A 17,150-nucleotide genomic window follows, 5' to 3' on the forward strand; every position below is an offset into this window, starting at 1 on the left:
TTATAAGACCCCCATATCTTCCGTCTGATCTAGCTCCATAGGCAAAAAGGCAGATTCTCCGTCCTTAATGACCTTACTTTTACGGTTGCGATTCCTTAAATAGTTTAAAGTTCAAAAAAAGCACAAGGAGTTCCAAATTTGGAACTCCTTGTGCTTTTGGTTTTTGATAAAATCGAGATATACAAATATTACAACCAAACTACTTAAGTTATTAAAACAAAAAATTCACAGTGGGTATTCTAGGGAAAATATTAGATGAGGTGAAGGAATGAAGAAGTTACTATATCTTTTTATATTAATAATTCCTGTATTTTTGTTTGGATTTAATCCCGTATCAACCTTTGCAAGTTCTCTAACTAAAGAAGTTGATTTAAAAGAGGAAAGCCAATCAGGTGGGTTTCTGACAGAATATACAACTCTATCAGGCACTGATGTACCCTTAGGTCAAGAAATACCCATACTAGTAGATGAAAAAACAGGAGAAATGACTAATAATAGAATTGGTATATCTCCGGTGTGTGCTACTTGTAATCGATATACTTGGAAAACAGCCACAGATAAACGACAATCAAGTGTCTTTCACAAAAAAGTGACTGATGATACAAAATGGAGTCTTAACCTTACCTTTAATAAGGTGGAAATAGCTGGTATAATAGCTGTTTCTGGTGGGGGAGAAAAGGTATATTCGGCATCGAAAAAATGGAACCAATACAAAGAAACATGGAAATTGACTGGAACTCTAAAAACATATAACCCAACTGGTAATTTGATAAAAACAGAACAAAGAAATGAAACTTACATTAAATATAAAAAAGTAGCAATAAAATAAGTTAGAAATAGTGCAAATGCAAACCCTTATAGAGAGTTTTTTTGAATTTTTCATATAAAAAAGGGGTAAGAATGGTTACTAATATTAAGCAAACTCATCGCTTTATATTATATATAACAATACTAATTATGATTATTTTTCCTTTTGCACAACTTATATTACAAGAACTTTTTTTGCAAATAAACAAACAATTATTTTTCTTTTTAAGTAAACTGGTTATTATCTATGTGCTTTTTCTTTTCTTAAAAAAGAAAAAAATAACCTTATCGAGCATTAGGCTTAAAAAGGTACATATAAAATATATACTTCTTGGTATTTTAATGGGTATTATAGTTCACATGATAACTATGTTTTTTTGTAGGATTCAATATTATCTACTAACCGGCGAATGGCTTACTGCTGAAAAAATTGTTAATACACTTATGGAGAGTAGTAAAAACATAAGTTTTTACAGCATTATCATGATTGGCTTTTCAGTGGCGATTAGTGAAGAAATTCTTTTTAGAGGCATATTATTAAAACAATATCAGAGAATGAACATAAAGTCGGCCATAATTTTAAGTGCTCTTATTTTTAGCATTTATCATATGACGGTGGGAAACTTGGTTTTTGCATGTGTAATTGGTATCTCTTTTGCACTATTAACCATCTATACAGGAAGTATTGTTCCGGCTATCTTTTTTCACTTTTTAGTGAATGAAATAATGAGGATCATCATGCATTTCCCAGAAAAGGTTACTGAAACTTATTTTAAGGTAATGGTGTCTCCAATTACTACCATAACAGGTTTAATATTTTTTCTATCTATATTAACTTTTTTATTTATAAAGATAAGAAAAAATAATCAATTTCAAAGTGAAAAAGTTAAATTCTTTGATGGATATATTATTTTGTTGTTTTTGATGTATGTTCTTTTCCTAACAATAAAATAAATTTTAATCAAAGATAATACAGGTATTAAAATGAACCTAATTCATAACGATTTCATTTAAGAGGATTTCTTTGAGGTCGATGTCCATAGTATAGCCACCAACAATTCTTCCGGCTTGTTAACCGTTGGGTATCGAACCCGATTTGAACCCAACGATCTGATTAAATCTCCATTTCCTATTTCAATCTTTTTTTGCAAATTTCCCCATAATCACCTGTTCTGGATAGCCATTTTCTTTTATAGAAGCGTTGATATTACAAGATAATCATCAACGAACTGGGCAGTGTTGTTAACAATAAGGCAGCATTGATGGTCAACCTTTTATATAAAGCAGGTTAGTAACAATCACAAAGTACTTCACGAAATAGGAAGCAGAATGGTGAAAGTCGTTCCCTTATCGAGTTCACTTTTCACGGATATGGTACCTTCATGCATCTCAATAATTCTTTTCACGATCGATAGCCCTAAGCCGCTGCCGCTCTTTGTGCGTTCCCTTGCCAGGTCGGCTTTATAGAATCGTTCGAAAATGTGAAACTGATCTTGGTCTGAAATACCAATGCCGGTATCGGATATCGTTATCGATGCTTGATCATCAACTTGTTGGAGCCGGATCGTGATTCTGCCATGATGCCGGGTGAACTTGATGGCATTGTGGATTAAGTTGGTCCATACTTGGCTCATTAAATCTTCGTCTGCGAAAATCGAAACCTTTTCTAAGGATATATCCAACTCGAGTTCTTTTTCCAGCCAGGCGGGTTCACAAGCCAAAATAATGGTTCGTATTTGCTGATCCAGCCGGAAGTCTGTTCTTTCAAAAGGATGATGCTCCGATTCAAGGGATGTAAGCTTTAGAAGGTTATCACTTAATTTAGATAATCTCCTGCTCTCTGTCTCAATTATATGAAGATAATGATTTCGTTCTTCGATTGTCAGTTTATTAAACTGTAGAGCTTGGGCAAATCCTACAATGGAGGTAAGGGGCGACTGTATTTCATGTGAGACGTTAGAGATGAATTCCTGCCGCATATCTTCCATTTGCTTCAATTGCTTGGCCATGTGATTGAAGTGGTTAATGATATCCGACATTTCGTTTTTCTTTCCCATTTTAAAATCCAATTGTACATTATAATCGCCATTTGCTATTTTCCTTAAGGCATCTATGATCTCGAGGTATATATTTACCCGTTTATTGTGATGGATAGCGCGGATAAGATAACCGATGGATATCATGATTGCGATGCTTGTCATGATAGTGGCCAGAAACCGAACATAATCGGTTAATCTTAAGGGCAATAGTTCAATGATATAATAACCGGCAGAAAAACATATAGAAATATATGCAATAAAAAACAGTGTGCCAAGCATTTGTTTGAAAAATCGATTGCTTCTCATCTCGTTATCTCCAAACGGTAGCCCAATCCCCAGATCGTTTTAATCCGGAAGGGGAAATCCGATTCAGGAAACCGTTCTCGCACTCTTTTAATATGAACGTCGACAGTTCGTTCATCACCTTCATAATCATACCCCCAAATGTCTTCGATAAGATTTTCCCTGGAGAACGTTTTTCCAGGATAGCTTGCTAATTTAAACAACAATTCGAATTCTTTTAATGGAATCGTATATTCCTGTTCTTTGAATGACATTTCATGAGTGTTGCGATTCATCTTTAATTCGCCGATAGTTAATGTTTGTGAAATAGTGATTTTATAGCGTTTTAATAATGCCCTTATTCTAAGAACCAATTCGATCGGTTCAAATGGCTTTACAAGATAATCATCTGCCCCAAGCCCGAAACCTTTTACTTTCTGTGTTGTTTCCCCTTTTGCAGTCAGCATTAAAATGGGGATATCACTAAATTCCCGTAACTCCTTGCATAATTGCCATCCATCCATGTTAGGCATCATAATGTCGATGACTGCCAAATCGATTTTCACTTTCTCCATTACTTTCAATGCTTGCAGTCCATCTGAGGCCTCATATAGATCAAAGCCTTCTTTTCTTAACAACAGGTTTATAAGTTCGCGAATATATGCATCATCATCGACAATTAATATTTTTGTCATCCTTCTTCTTTCCTTTCGGTGAATTAGGCCAGTTCAAGTTTGTGTAACTGCTGTTCAGCAAATTCGCGATATAATGAGTGCGTATTATATAGCTCTTTATGTGTTCCTCGGCCTGTTATTTTCCCTTTTTCAAGGAAGATAATTTGATCTGAACCAACAACTGTCGATAGGCGATGGGCGATAACTATTGTTGTTCGGCCTTTCATTAAATCATTTAATGCCTGTTGAACCACTTTTTCTGATTTGCTGTCTAGGCTGGAGGTAGCTTCATCAAGCATTAATATTTTGGGGTTTCTTAAAAATGCACGAGCGATCGCAATTCTTTGTCTTTGGCCGCCTGATAATTTCATGCCCCTCTCACCAACCTCTGTATCATATCCGTTCGGAAGCTCAGAAATAAACTGATCTGCATACGCCATTTTAGCTACTTGATTTAATTCCTCATCTGTTATATCCCGATCGATACCATAACAAATATTATCTCGAATTGTACCTGATACAATCGGGCTTTCTTGTGAAACATATCCAATCTGGCTTCTCCATGAAAGCAGTGTGAAATCATTTATGGATTTCCCGCCTATGGATATGGACCCTTGCTGGGGTTTGTAGAAACGCTCGAATAATGAAAAAAGTGTTGTTTTTCCACTGCCGCTTGGGCCGACAATTGCAGTGACCTTACCGGCTTCAACGTTAAAGCTTATATCTTTAAGTACCTGTTCTCCATTATTGTAACTATAGTTCAGGTGATCCACGCTGATTGATTGACTTATATTTTGAACTGGCTGCTTCGCATCTTCTTCCTCCACTGAATCCAGAATGGAAATGATGCGCTCTGTTGCACCCGTTGCTTTTTGGAATTGTGTAAAGAAACTGGCTAATTGAGCCATTGGCATGATTATTTGGAAAAGATACATGATGAATGCAACTAATGCTCCAGCTGTCAGAGCTCCTGAAGAAACGCGCATTCCCCCATAACCTAAAATCAGCACGAGTAATGCCATCATGACAAAACTCATCAGCGGCGCAATCAACGCTTGGATTTTTGCCTCTTTTAATCCGAATTGAAATAATTTATGGATTCCTTTTTTTCCATTTTGATATTCTATGGCTTCTGCATTCGATGCTTTAACAAGACGTATTTCCGTTAGCACCTGCTGGAGGACTGAGGTGAAGCTTGCTGTCTCGTCCTGCATCCCTTTTGAGATTTTATGCATTTTTTTCCCTAGTGGCATTAATATCAAAATAGATAGTGGAATTGCAGTGAACATCAATAATGTCATTTTCCAATCCAGTACGAATAACACGATCATGGAACCTACGATGGAAATGATTCCTGTAACGAAATTAGAGAGGTGTTCAGAGATTAATCCCTTCACTACAGTTGTATCATTTGTCATTCGGCTAACTGTTTCGCCCGATGGATGTTCATCAAAATAACTCACGGGTAATACGAGTAATTTTTTCCATAATTGATCCCGGATACCCGCCACTACAGATTGACCGATCCGATTTAATAAATAGATGGAAAATCCACTGGCCAATGCTTGAACAATAATGGCAAGAACGAGAAGTGTGATCCTTTCGGTGCTTAGTGAACTGATTGAAAAATCATTAATTAGATTTTTTGTGAATAAAGGGACCAATAAACCTACACCTGTTGTACCTAGGCTTAATGCTAATGCAATCCCTATCATTAGTTTAGAAGGCTTCGTTTGTTGAACTAACCGAATGAACTGGCGCCATCCGTTTTGTTTTTTTCTTCTGACATATGTAAATACATCCTTTCTTGATCTTTATTACAGGGCAAGTATATAAAGAAGTTATGAATTGAATATGAACTCCTAAGTATTTTTCAATTAAGCCTTAGTTATTCCACGAAAATATTGGTGAACCATTTCTGAATGATAAAGTTGAAAGTATATGGCTGACACTTAAAATAGTGTCGGCTTTTTCCATGTCCTCAAATGATTTTCAGATTAGGTCAGATAGAAAAAAAGATACATTTATATCTTGCCTTTCAATGTATTTTTGATAATAAATACCTATATAAGCTAAATACTTACCGGTTTTAACCGATTAAATATGAAGAAAAGCTAAACATTCAAAAGGATACAGAATTTTTCAAGTCCATGGAAATGGACCAAAGAATCCTTACAAACTCTGAAAATGGCATAACATTATTAGGTTATTTTCAACCAAATAGCAATGAATACATTTGGTCAAAGTTATTGAAGGATAAGAGTCAGGTACGAAATTTGACGAAATCTTTATATCCTGATTTCTATTTCCAAGATATTGATTTATCCATAATAAGTGAACTGGATAAAAATCAAATACCGTTTCCGGTAGTTATCAAACCCAATATTGGCTATTCAAGTGTAGGGGTGCACAAAGTCAAGAATGAGCAGGAATGGGATAAAGCAGTGAACCAGCTTAAAGAGGATTTAGTTCATTCGGATGGACTATATGATTCAGAAGTGGTCGGCTCCCAGACCGTTTTAATAGAAGAGTGGATTCAGGGTGAAGAGTATGCCATTGATGGTTTCTACAATCAAGGTGGTGAACCGGTCATTTTGAATGTCTTCAAACGATTATTCAAGGTTGATTACGATACTTCCGATCGAATTTATTATACTTCGAAGTTGGCCATTAATGAAATCTATCATGATGCATTAAAGTTCATGAGGAATATCCAAACGGTCCTTCCACTTAGGAATTACCCTGTACATTTTGAAATTCGCAAAATAGGAAACCGGGTGATACCCATCGAAATCAATCCCCTGCGTTTTGCTGGAGCGGGTACAACGGATCTGGGTTACCATGCCTATGGAATGAATATGTATGAACACTATTTTTCAGGAACGAAACCCGATTGGGATCGGATATTGGAAGAGATGGACGATCATATATATAGCTTTTTCTTTGCAGAGGTTCCACTGGAACTAAATCTGGAAGATGTTGCACGTATAGATCATGGTGGACTTCGTCATGAGTTCGAACATGTTTTGGAATATAGGCAGCTTCCTTTCCAAAATGACCGGAGCATGGCAATCATCTTTTATAGAAGTGAGAATTTGAATGAAAATCTCCAATTGCTTCATTTGGATTTAATACCATATTTGACTATAAAACACCTGGTTTTCAACTAAGGGGGGCATGAAAATGAGATTTTCAAAGCTGAATCCTAAAAAATCTCTATTGGCAAAACTATTCTTGTTTTATATTATTCCTTTCGTACTTTTCGCAGGGGCCATGGGCCTTTGCTTTTCCTATATTACTAATAAAATGATCAATGAGAATGTCCTTCCGCAATTCGATGATCGCCTTTCTGAAAATGCCCACAGTTTAGCGGCAAGCCTCAATCCCACTTTGATAAACAAAGCTTCGGTACGGGGAGAAGAGATTAAGCGGAAGTTAGATGCCTTTGTTAAAGATAAAAAGGGAATCGAATATGTTTATGTTTTGAAGCGGGAGAATGATGCCGACATGATTGTAGCCTTGAACGGCAGCGAGGACTACATGGTGAAATCCCCTTTCACCCCGGAACAGGCAAAATCGATAAATGGAAAAGAAGATATATTAAGTGAAATATATAAAGATAAGTGGGGTACACACAAGTCATACTATACGCCAATCGAAGGAACGGATGCGATTGTCGGAATCGATATGGATGCAAAATTTATTGGTGAATTGAAAAGCAGAGTGATATTCTATAATATCTTATTTCTTGCTAGTGCCATAATATTAGGGGTGCTGTGCGCCGTTGTCATCGGGAAAAAGATCTCGGGTCCCGTAAATGAACTTGTTGGTTACACGAATGAAATGGCAAAAGGGGACTTAAGTAAATCAATTCCCGTTGGTAGACAGGATGAGATTGGCGATCTTTCAAATGGATTCGAAGATATGAGATTAAGCCCATATTATCCAGAATGTCCGCGAACATGCTCAAACGATGAATCAAACGACAGTGTCCATTCAGCAATCCTTTGAAGAGATGGTGGAATCCTATGGCCAGATAGTGACGGGGACAACGGAAGAAGCAAAACCTTCAGAAGAACGTGCCCATCATATTGACCGAATTTCCAATATGATCAGTGACTTATCTGATACAATCCGTTTAATGAACGAGCAAACGAATGAAATGAATGAATTTACCATGCATACGAATACACTTGCTGAACAAGGAAGTAAGCAAGTGCAAGATGTAACGAGCCAGATGGATAAAATCATGGAAAACGGCCAAGCGAATAAAGCCAATTTGGTGAGCCTGGAAGAGGATGTAGTGAAGATAAATGAAGTGATTGGTTTAATAAGGGTGATTGCTTCTCAAACGAACCTGCTATCCCTGAATGCTTCCATTGAAGCGGCACGGGCGGGGGATGCAGGCAGAGGCTTTGCCGTAGTCGCTCAAGAGGTGCAAAAATTGGCTGTGCAAACAGATGAATCCATCGATATCATTTCAGAATCCATTATGCGGATTAATGAACAAACAGCCAAAGTCATCCAAAATAATGATGCGAGTTTTCAGGATATATTAAATGGTGTTTCCTTAGTGGAAAACAATGGCGAGATTTTCAATAAGATATTTGAATCCGTAGAGAAATTGCTGAAAGGCACAGAACAATTAGCCGCCCATTCGAAAAAAATCAATGAGTCCTCGGATGAAAGCCTGGCATCCATTCAGGAAATTGCGGCGATTTCAGAAGAAGGAGTCGCAACAACGGAGCAAATCTCGGCAGCTGCAATTCAACAAAATATCATTATGACTGGATTGAAGGAACAAAATGAAGATTTAGCAAATGAATCGGCGATTCTAGAAGAACTGGTAGAAAAGTTCATTACCGAAAAATAAATATTTGATGTGAACATTTACAAAAACCATTCGTTATTACGAGAGGTTTTTGTTTGGATGAATGCATGTGAGCGATCATTTGAGCCATTAGCTGTGATAGATAGAGCCACTTTGGTTACTGCTTAATTTTTAAGCGAATTTAGAGAGTATTAAAAATTGCTGGAAAAAAGTTTCCCCAAACTATTTGCAATCGCTACCATTTAATGTTATGCTTAGTCTTAATTATTTTTGTTCGGTACTAAGGATACTAAAAGTACTACTTTTCGTTTTCGATGATGACTTAGAGCAAGGATAGTAATACATTGTGCTTAGATGCACTAGGAGGCAACAACAATGGAACAAGGTAAAGTAAAATGGTTTAACGCAGAAAAAGGTTTTGGATTCATCGAACGCGAAAACGGAGACGACGTATTCGTACATTTCTCAGCTATCCAAAGCGAAGGTTTCAAATCTTTAGACGAAGGCCAAGAAGTTACTTTTGAAGTAGAACAAGGTCAACGCGGACCTCAAGCTTCTAACGTTCAAAAAGCATAATTTCAAAAACAAAAAAGACGGATCCTTGTTATAGGGTCTGTCTTTTTTGTTGTGTGAAAATACATAACAAAAAACCCTGCTCAACGATAGCAGGGTAAATGGTACAAGTAAAGTAAAACGCTTAAAAAGGTTTGACTAAGTATATCATAGTTTTTCTAAAAAATACTAAATTAAATACATTATACTTAATGTGGTACTGATAGGGAATTACTGAAATCATTGGATTGAAGGGACATGAAGGAATTTATGTCCCTTCTTTTTTTCGCATAAAGATAAGTTTCGGTTCAGGAGATTCATGGGGTTCCTGGGAGGATGACAGGATGACCTTTTTGTTCAGCAAATTTCCGGGGGAGCAACTCCGAAGTGAAACAAAAAAACGATGGCCCACATATAAAGACATTAGGGCCCTTTCACTAACTTGGAGGAAGGAGAAAAGATGCTTATACATTCAAATATAGATTTGAATATTCAGCGAATTATGTTATATTATAATCAAACGAAGATTTGAATGAGGGGTGTGAGAAGATGACGGAAGTGAAAGATATATGTGATGTCCACCTGCATGATGAAGTGAAGGTTAATCGCATTCAAGAGGAAATGAGCCTGGTTAATATATCCAGCATATCGAAGCTGTTTAAGGTTATAGGCGATGAAAATAGGGCGAAGATAGCTTATGCGCTCTGTACGGATGAGGAATTGTGTGTGTGCGATCTGGCCAATATCATTGGTGCTTCGATGGCGACAACGTCACATCATCTTCGTACCCTTTATAAACACGCAATCGTAAAATACCGTAAAGAAGGAAAGTTGGCTTTTTATTCTTTGGATGATCACCATATAAAGCAATTAATTCTCATTGCATTAGAACATCAGCAGGAGGTAAGGATCGATGGCTGATTCCCCATTATTGAAAACATATCGTATCCAGGGTCTATCCTGCACGAATTGTGCGGCTAAATTTGAGAACAATGTCCGTGAACTAGAGGGTGTGAAGGATGCCAAAATCAACTTTGGGGCCTCGAAGATTTCGGTACAGGGAAGCGCGACTATCGAAGAGATTGAAAAGGCGGGAGCTTTTGATAATCTGAAGATCCGCGGTGAACAGGAACAGGTAAAGCAAAGGGAACCATTTTGGAAACAAAAAGAAAATATTAAAGTGGTGTTCTCGGTTATCCTTTTGCTAATCAGCTGGATATTGGATAGTCGATATGCTGATGGAAGCATAATGCCGGTAATCGGTTATGCAGCTGCAATCATAGTTGGAGGATATTCATTATTTGTCAATGGATTGAAAAATCTTGTCAGACTTCGCTTTGATATGCACACCCTTATGACGGTTGCCATCATCGGGGCGGCCGTGCTTGGTGAATGGGGCGAGGGGGCGACCGTCGTCATCCTATTTGCGATAAGTGAAGCACTGGAAAAATATTCGATGGATAAAGCCCGTAATTCTATAGAATCATTAATGAACATCGCACCTAAAGAAGCCTTGATCCGTAGGGGGCATCACGAAATGATGGTTGCTGTCGATGAGATTGAAGTGGGCGACATCATGATCGTTAAACCGGGTCAAAAGCTTGCTATGGATGGTAGGATCATGAAAGGGGCCTCGACACTTAATCAAGCGGCTATTACTGGGGAATCCGAGCCGGTTTTTAAAACGGTTGAGGGTGAAGTATTTGCCGGAACCTTAAATGGTGAAGGGTTGCTCGAAGTGGAGGTCACGAAGCGAGTCGAGGATACGACGATTGCAAAAATCATCCACCTTGTTGAAGAAGCACAGGCCGAAAAGGCCCCTTCCCAAGCCTTCGTGGATAAATTCGCAAAATTCTATACGCCGGCGATTATGCTCATTGCCTTGGCCATTGCCGTGTTACCCCCGATTGTGATGAACGGGGATTGGAGTGAATGGATTTACCGGGGGTTGGCTGTACTGGTTGTCGGTTGTCCTTGTGCTTTGGTCATTTCTACGCCCATCGCCATTGTGACAGCTATCGGAAATGCTGCGAAACATGGTGTGCTGATTAAAGGCGGGGTCCATTTGGAGGAAGCAGGAGCCTTAAAGGCGATTGCGTTTGATAAAACGGGTACTTTAACAAAGGGTGTACCTGAAGTCACTGATTTCACAGTGTTATCTGATGAGTTGAATGAAAAGGACGTGCTGGCTATCGCTGCTGCTTTAGAAAGCAGATCACAGCACCCTCTTGCCACGGCCATTCTTCAAAAGGCTGAAAACCACGATGTGGACTATCATTCTTTATTGGTAGAGGATTTTACTGCGATCACCGGTAAAGGTATAAAAGGGAAAATCAATCAAGGAATCTATTACATTGGTAAACCCCACCTTTTTGAAGAAGAGGCAGGTTTAGATTTCTCTGATGAGGTGCTTAAATTAATCAGCGGCTATCAAAATACAGGGAAAACGGTTATGGTGCTTGGCGATCAAGTGAAGCTCCTGGCACTCATCGCCGTGTCTGATGAAATAAGGGAAAGCAGTAAGGAAGCAATTCGGAAACTGCATGCATTGGGCATTGAAAAAACGATCATGCTGACCGGGGATAATATCGGAACTGCAAAAGCAATTGGAGCGGCAGCTGGCGTTCATGAGATTGAGGCGGAGCTATTGCCACAAGATAAATTGACCATCATCAAACGATGGAAACAAAAATATGATCGAGTGGCCATGGTAGGCGATGGTGTCAATGATGCGCCAGCCTTGGCAGCTTCCACGGTAGGGATCGCAATGGGCGGGGCGGGTACAGATACGGCCCTTGAAACAGCCGATATTGCCTTAATGGGGGATGACTTATCGAAGCTGCCTTATACAATCAGCTTAAGCCGCAAAACATTAAAAATCATTAAGCAGAACATCACGTTTTCATTGGTGATAAAAATCCTGGCCTTATTATTGATAGCGCCGGGCTGGTTAACACTATGGATGGCGATTTTTGCCGACATGGGTGCGACGTTATTAGTTACATTGAATAGTCTTAGGTTATTGAGAGTAAAAGAATAGAATAATATGGGCTCCCTGGTGCATCTTAAGGTGCACCAGGGAGCTTTTATTTATGAGATTTCCAATTGTTTCATGTGAAACTTTGAAAAAATTTATCGGTGCTGTTCTTTTTTTTGTTGAATTTTCTTTTGTAGTAAAAGGAAGTCGAATAAAACACATGCTTGGGCAGCAATCGTTATGCAAGTGATGTCTGGTTTGCTATAATGTGGCTGGCTTTTAGGCAGCATGATACGTTTGTTGAAGTATAATATAGGGAGTAAGGTATGTACGGAAGGGATTTGAAATGATGGAATTACAGCAGAGGGCAATCTTGGTTGGAGTTAATCTCAATGGTCAAAAGGATTTTGAGTATTCAATGGAGGAATTGGCCAATTTAACGGAAGCATGTGAGGTAGAGGTTGCAGGGACCATCACACAAAATTTGCATCGGGTGAACTCATCACATTTTATTGGTACCGGGAAGATCGAGGAAGTAAAAAATCTCGTTGAGTATAAAGAAGCCAATGTCGTCATTTTTAATGATCAACTCTCCCCTTCGCAACTTCGTAATCTGGAGAGGGACATGGATTGCAAGGTGATCGACCGGACAATCTTGATTCTGGATATCTTCGCGCATCGGGCGAAAACGAAGGAAGCACAGCTTCAGGTAGAAGTGGCAAAGCTTCAGTATATGCTCCCGCGTCTCGTTGGTTTGAGGGAGTCATTAGGGCGTCAGAGTGGAGGAGTCGGTACGAACAAAGGAGCAGGTGAAAAGCAGTTAGAGCTTGACCGCAGGAGAATCGAGGAAAATATAAGTGTTTTGAATAAAGAACTGGAAGACCTTGTTGCGCACCGGCAAACGCAGAGGAAACAGCGGAAAAAGAATGCCATCCCTGTCGTATCCTTAGTCGGTTATACCAATGCAGGTAAATCTTCGATCATGAATGCCCTGATTGAGATGTTCCATCCAACAGCCGAGAAGCGGGTGTTGGAGAAGGATATGCTGTTCGCTACGCTTGAGACATCCGTACGAAACATTCCGCTGCCGGATAAAAAGGAATTTTTACTGACGGATACGGTGGGATTTGTGTCTAAATTGCCCCATCATCTCGTGAAAGCATTCCGATCCACATTGGAAGAAGTGGTAGAAGCGGATCTGTTGATCCATGTTGTCGATTTTTCCAATCCTAATCATGAGCAGCAAATAGAGATAACGGATAAGACTTTAAACGAGATAGGCATTAAAGGGATTCCGACGATTTTTGCCTATAATAAAGCGGACCTTACCGATTTGGATATCCCTCAGGTCAATCGTGGCTCTGTGTATATGTCAGCAAAAAACAAAGTCGGCATCGAGGAATTGATAGATCAAATTCGCAAGCATATTTTTGTCGACTATACCCGCTGTGAAATGCTGATTCCATTTGATCAAGGGCAGCTGGTTTCTTATTTCAATGAAAATGGTCACATCACGGAAACTGAATATGAGGAAAACGGATATCGAATAAAGCTTGAGTGCAAGAAAACGGATTATGAGAAATATAAACGATACGTTATTCATCCAAAATGAACCTGCTTGTTGATAAATTGTTAACGGTTTGTTGATAAGTGGAAAAGTCTGTTTATTAATGTGGATAACTTTTGTTGAAATGCTTCTGTTCCGCAAAAACAAAGAGAATAATGCCATATAATATGTGAATAAGTTGTGGATAAAATTGAAAAGACCCAGGAAACCAAAGATTGAGTTTCTGGGCTTTTTTTTATGTGGACAAAGTGTTGATAAGTTGGTTTTCAGAACAAATCATCCAAAGAGTATCAGTAAGTATGATTAAAAGTAAGTTTGAATGTAGAAAAATGCCGATGTTTATCACTTATTGTTAGGAAATATAACATGAATATTACATATTGCATATCCACCAGATGGAAATACTTTACACTTTGTATAATGTAACTTGCTTTTTAACATTATAAAATAAAGAATACTCAATTCTCTGATCCATCATCAGGATTTGAGTTTTTAAGATTAGTAGGGGGGGCTTTTTGTGGCCGAAGGAAGCAGGGACAGAGGCGTGACCAGTGAGAGAATGATAGAAAATAATAATAAACGGAACGAGAATTTTGGCTAGGAAATCGCCATGACTGTTTGTTGTATAAATTGAAAAACCATGTTGGCAATGCTTTTAATATGAGGACAGTAGAGAGAAATGCATGCAATTCCTCCCTTTTTATTTATTAAAATAAATTTTTGGAAGGAGAAATAGTGGATGAGTATGACGAGCCCGTTAAAAGGTGGCCTAGAGATTAACTTTCAGGAAGCGGAGAGGGGTTTATCCCCAAGGGAAGCTTTGGAAGAATCGAATCGATGTTTATACTGCTATGATGCACCATGTATCCAAGCCTGTCCGACCGGAATAGATATTCCAGGTTTTATTAAGAAGATAGCTTCAGGTAATTTTAAGGGATCGGCCAAAACGATCATGACGGCCAATCCTGTCGGTGCCAGCTGTGCGCGGGTATGTCCGACTGAAGAGTTATGTGAGGGGGCATGTGTCCTGAACCATTCTACAAAGCCAATCATGATTGGCGATCTCCAGCGTTATTCCACAGATTGGGCCATCCAAAATAAACAAGCCCTATTCAAGGCCGGGAAGAAGAATGGCAAAAAAGTTGCCATTGTAGGAAGCGGTCCGGCGGGGTTGTCTGCAGCAAGGGAATTAGCCTTGCTTGGCTACAGTGTAACCATTTTCGAAGCGGAAAAGAATCCAGGCGGATTAAATACTTACGGAATTGTATCGTTCCGTTTGCCTCAGAGAATTTCTTATTGGGAAGTTGAACAAGTAAAGAGTTTGGATGTCGATATTAAAACGAATACACGGGTCGGAGTGGATGTTTCCGCAAATCAGCTGACTGCCGACTATGATGCGGTCATTTTAGCGATCGGCATGTCCGACGTTCCTAAGCTTGGAATTGAAGGGGAGGAATTGGCTGGAGTTTATGATGCAATCGATTTCGTAAAAGCAACGAAAACAGGAGAAATCACTGATAAATTTATTGGGAAGAAGATGGCGGTAATAGGGGCTGGAAACACGGCGATCGATGCCGCGACCTGTTCTGTACGCCTGGGCGCCGAACAGGTGAGCATTATTTATCGTCGTACCCAAAAGGAAATGACAGCCTATGATTTTGAATTTGAGTTTGCCAAACAAGAAGGTGTCGGGTTTCACTGGCTGACTGCCCCCTCCAGGATCCTATCGGATGAAAGCGGTCAAGTAACGGGCATTGAGTGCGTAAAAATGGTGCTAAGCGAGGCAGGGGAAGATGGCCGGCGCCGTCCAGTCCAAATTCCCGGTTCAAAGTTCGTCATACCGGTCGATGGGGTCATTCGTGCTATAGGCCAATCCAGGTATGTAGGATTGATTGAACAGTTCGGCATTCAACATGATGATGGCGTCGTAACATTGGAGGGGGATTCCTACAGGACATCGAATGAAAAGATCTTTGCGTGCGGTGACGTGATCTTCGGAAAAGGACAAGGTGAGGCAATGGTTGTTTCAGCTGCCCAGCAAGGGAAGAAGACGGCCTATGAAATTGACTCGATTTTGATGGGCGAAGCGGTGGATATTGCTTAATAACTATGAAAATTAGGAGGCTTATAATGGCTGATTTATCAATTGATCTTGCAGGTATTAAATCTCCCAATCCTTTTTGGCTTGCTTCAGCACCACCTACTAATTCGGGTTATCAAGTCCAGCGCGCATTTGAAGCTGGCTGGGGAGGAGCGGTTTGGAAGACATTGGGTGATCCCATCCTGAATGTCTCATCACGTTTTGCAGCGGTCAGTTTTAATGGACAGAGAGTTGCCGGGTTCAACAATATAGAATTGATTACGGATCGTCCGCTTGAAGTGAATCTGAAAGAAATATATGAAACGAAGAAAAGGTTCCCTGATCATGCGATCATTGCATCGGTAATGGTTGAGCCACAACAGGAAAAGTGGCATGAAATCATCAAGCGTATAGAAGATGTAGGGGTCGATGGTTACGAGTTGAACTTTGGCTGCCCGCACGGTATGGCAGAGCGTGGGATGGGAGCTGCTTCGGGACAGGTTCCCGAACTTGTGGAAAAGCAAACATACTGGGCGAAGGAAGCTGCATCCAAACCCGTCATCGTCAAGCTTACACCCAATATAACCGACATTACGGTTACGGCTGAAGCGGCGGTTCGCGGCGGTGCGGATGCAATAAGCATGATCAATACGATCAACAGCTTGGCAGGAGTGGATATCCATTCATGGAATACGATTCCCCATGTAGGCGGCAAGGGGGCTCACGGAGGATATTGTGGTCCCGCTGTGAAGCCGATCGCTTTGAATATGGTGGCAGAGTGTGCAAGGAATAAAATGATCAATGTTCCCATTTCCGGAATAGGCGGCATTTCAAATTGGCAGGATACGGTGGAATTTTTATTGATGGGTTCGACTGGAGTGCAAATTTGTACGGCTGCCATGCATCACGGTTTTAGAATAGTAGAAGACTTGATTGATGGCCTGTCCAATTATCTTGATGAAAAAGGGATTTCTTCCGTGATGGATATTGTCGGTAAGTCCGTACCGCGCTATTCCGATTGGGGGAATTTAGATCTTAATTATAAGGTCGTAGCGCGCATTAATAATGATGTGTGCATTAACTGCAATAAATGCCATATTGCGTGTGAAGATACATCTCATCAATGTATAGATATGTTAAAGGACACGTCAGGCAGCTCCTTCTTGAGAGTGCGCGAAGAAGATTGCGTAGGCTGTAATCTTTGCTCGATCGTCTGTCCGGTCGATGGGGCGATCGATATGATCGAATTGACAAATGAATTACCGCCAATGACGTGGAATGAACGCCAATCGTTCCTTGGGGGCATAGGCAGTGAAAGTGTTGATTTCGTAAAATGATGGA

General features: G+C 39.7%; 14 protein-coding genes. 11 read left to right on the forward strand and 3 right to left on the reverse strand.

Going from position 1 to position 17,150, the window contains the following annotated elements:
• Positions 1–268 precede the first annotated feature (268 nt).
• Both NYE63_RS01040 and NYE63_RS01045 read left to right on the forward strand, forming a co-directional pair.
• The gene (locus tag NYE63_RS01040; protein ID WP_342603752.1) at positions 269–829 is read left to right on the forward strand and encodes a hypothetical protein; all 561 of its coding nucleotides are present in this window, start codon (positions 269–271) and stop codon (positions 827–829) included.
• A 71-nt stretch (positions 830–900) separates the two neighbouring features.
• On the forward strand, positions 901–1,761 hold the full coding sequence (locus tag NYE63_RS01045; RefSeq protein ID WP_342603753.1) for a type II CAAX endopeptidase family protein: 861 nt from the start codon (positions 901–903) through the stop codon (positions 1,759–1,761).
• A 356-nt stretch (positions 1,762–2,117) separates the two neighbouring features.
• Here the strand turns inward: NYE63_RS01045 and NYE63_RS01050 are convergent, their stop codons facing one another.
• Genes NYE63_RS01050 through NYE63_RS01060 form a run of 3 tightly spaced genes read right to left on the reverse strand, consistent with a single transcriptional unit; the run spans position 2,118 to position 5,553 of the window.
• Positions 2,118–3,152, reverse strand: a complete 1,035-nt coding sequence (locus NYE63_RS01050) for a HAMP domain-containing sensor histidine kinase (RefSeq protein ID WP_342603754.1) — start codon at positions 3,150–3,152, stop codon at positions 2,118–2,120.
• Positions 3,149–3,823, reverse strand: coding sequence for a response regulator transcription factor (locus NYE63_RS01055; protein ID WP_342603755.1), 675 nt, complete (start codon positions 3,821–3,823; stop codon positions 3,149–3,151). The genes NYE63_RS01050 and NYE63_RS01055 overlap by 4 nt, the downstream gene beginning before the upstream one ends.
• A gap of 23 nt (positions 3,824–3,846) precedes the next feature.
• Entirely contained in the window at positions 3,847–5,553 is a 1,707-nt protein-coding gene (locus NYE63_RS01060; protein ID WP_342605655.1) for an ABC transporter ATP-binding protein, read from the reverse strand.
• A 399-nt stretch (positions 5,554–5,952) separates the two neighbouring features.
• Between NYE63_RS01060 and NYE63_RS01065 the strand changes: the two genes are divergently transcribed.
• From NYE63_RS01065 to preA, 9 genes are all read left to right on the forward strand, one after another.
• Positions 5,953–6,972, forward strand: a complete 1,020-nt coding sequence (locus NYE63_RS01065) for an ATP-grasp domain-containing protein (RefSeq protein ID WP_342603756.1) — start codon at positions 5,953–5,955, stop codon at positions 6,970–6,972.
• Between the two features lie 13 nt (positions 6,973–6,985).
• Entirely contained in the window at positions 6,986–7,813 is an 828-nt protein-coding gene (locus NYE63_RS01070) for a HAMP domain-containing protein (RefSeq protein WP_342603757.1), read from the forward strand.
• Complete coding sequence (locus NYE63_RS01075; RefSeq protein ID WP_342603758.1) at positions 7,776–8,675, forward strand: methyl-accepting chemotaxis protein; 900 nt, start codon at positions 7,776–7,778, stop codon at positions 8,673–8,675. Before NYE63_RS01070 ends, NYE63_RS01075 begins: the two co-directional genes overlap by 38 nt.
• Before the next feature lie 333 nt (positions 8,676–9,008).
• On the forward strand, positions 9,009–9,209 hold the full coding sequence (locus NYE63_RS01080; protein WP_034304915.1) for a cold-shock protein: 201 nt from the start codon (positions 9,009–9,011) through the stop codon (positions 9,207–9,209).
• A 525-nt stretch (positions 9,210–9,734) separates the two neighbouring features.
• Positions 9,735–10,106, forward strand: a complete 372-nt coding sequence (locus NYE63_RS01085) for a metalloregulator ArsR/SmtB family transcription factor (RefSeq protein ID WP_342603759.1) — start codon at positions 9,735–9,737, stop codon at positions 10,104–10,106.
• Positions 10,099–12,225, forward strand: coding sequence for a heavy metal translocating P-type ATPase (locus NYE63_RS01090; protein ID WP_342603760.1), 2,127 nt, complete (start codon positions 10,099–10,101; stop codon positions 12,223–12,225). Before NYE63_RS01085 ends, NYE63_RS01090 begins: the two co-directional genes overlap by 8 nt.
• A 283-nt stretch (positions 12,226–12,508) precedes the next feature.
• Complete coding sequence (gene hflX, locus NYE63_RS01095) at positions 12,509–13,774, forward strand: GTPase HflX (protein ID WP_342603761.1); 1,266 nt, start codon at positions 12,509–12,511, stop codon at positions 13,772–13,774.
• Between the two features lie 694 nt (positions 13,775–14,468).
• Complete coding sequence (locus tag NYE63_RS01100) at positions 14,469–15,833, forward strand: NAD(P)-dependent oxidoreductase (protein ID WP_342603762.1); 1,365 nt, start codon at positions 14,469–14,471, stop codon at positions 15,831–15,833.
• Between the two features lie 26 nt (positions 15,834–15,859).
• Positions 15,860–17,146, forward strand: a complete 1,287-nt coding sequence (gene preA / locus NYE63_RS01105; RefSeq protein WP_251435899.1) for an NAD-dependent dihydropyrimidine dehydrogenase subunit PreA — start codon at positions 15,860–15,862, stop codon at positions 17,144–17,146.
• The last annotated feature ends 4 nt before the right edge of the window (positions 17,147–17,150 follow it).

The organism is Peribacillus sp. FSL E2-0159 (genome assembly GCF_038643155.1).
Lineage (GTDB): Bacteria > Bacillota > Bacilli > Bacillales > DSM-1321 > Peribacillus > Peribacillus simplex.

Excerpts from the sequence above, each read along its gene's own strand:
- NYE63_RS01055 (WP_342603755.1), bottom strand. The coding sequence starts at position 3,823 with ATGACAAAAATATTAATTGTCGATGATGATGCATATATTCGCGAACTT.
- preA (WP_251435899.1), top strand. The coding sequence starts at position 15,860 with ATGGCTGATTTATCAATTGATCTTGCAGGTATTAAATCTCCCAATCCT.
- NYE63_RS01045 (WP_342603753.1), top strand. The coding sequence starts at position 901 with ATGGTTACTAATATTAAGCAAACTCATCGCTTTATATTATATATAACA.
- NYE63_RS01100 (WP_342603762.1), top strand. The coding sequence starts at position 14,469 with ATGAGTATGACGAGCCCGTTAAAAGGTGGCCTAGAGATTAACTTTCAG.
- NYE63_RS01075 (WP_342603758.1), top strand. The coding sequence starts at position 7,776 with ATGAATCAAACGACAGTGTCCATTCAGCAATCCTTTGAAGAGATGGTG.
- NYE63_RS01050 (WP_342603754.1), bottom strand. The coding sequence starts at position 3,152 with ATGAGAAGCAATCGATTTTTCAAACAAATGCTTGGCACACTGTTTTTT.
- NYE63_RS01080 (WP_034304915.1), top strand. The coding sequence starts at position 9,009 with ATGGAACAAGGTAAAGTAAAATGGTTTAACGCAGAAAAAGGTTTTGGA.
- NYE63_RS01090 (WP_342603760.1), top strand. The coding sequence starts at position 10,099 with ATGGCTGATTCCCCATTATTGAAAACATATCGTATCCAGGGTCTATCC.
- NYE63_RS01065 (WP_342603756.1), top strand. The coding sequence starts at position 5,953 with ATGGAAATGGACCAAAGAATCCTTACAAACTCTGAAAATGGCATAACA.
- NYE63_RS01085 (WP_342603759.1), top strand. The coding sequence starts at position 9,735 with ATGACGGAAGTGAAAGATATATGTGATGTCCACCTGCATGATGAAGTG.
- hflX (WP_342603761.1), top strand. The coding sequence starts at position 12,509 with ATGATGGAATTACAGCAGAGGGCAATCTTGGTTGGAGTTAATCTCAAT.
- NYE63_RS01040 (WP_342603752.1), top strand. The coding sequence starts at position 269 with ATGAAGAAGTTACTATATCTTTTTATATTAATAATTCCTGTATTTTTG.
- NYE63_RS01070 (WP_342603757.1), top strand. The coding sequence starts at position 6,986 with ATGAGATTTTCAAAGCTGAATCCTAAAAAATCTCTATTGGCAAAACTA.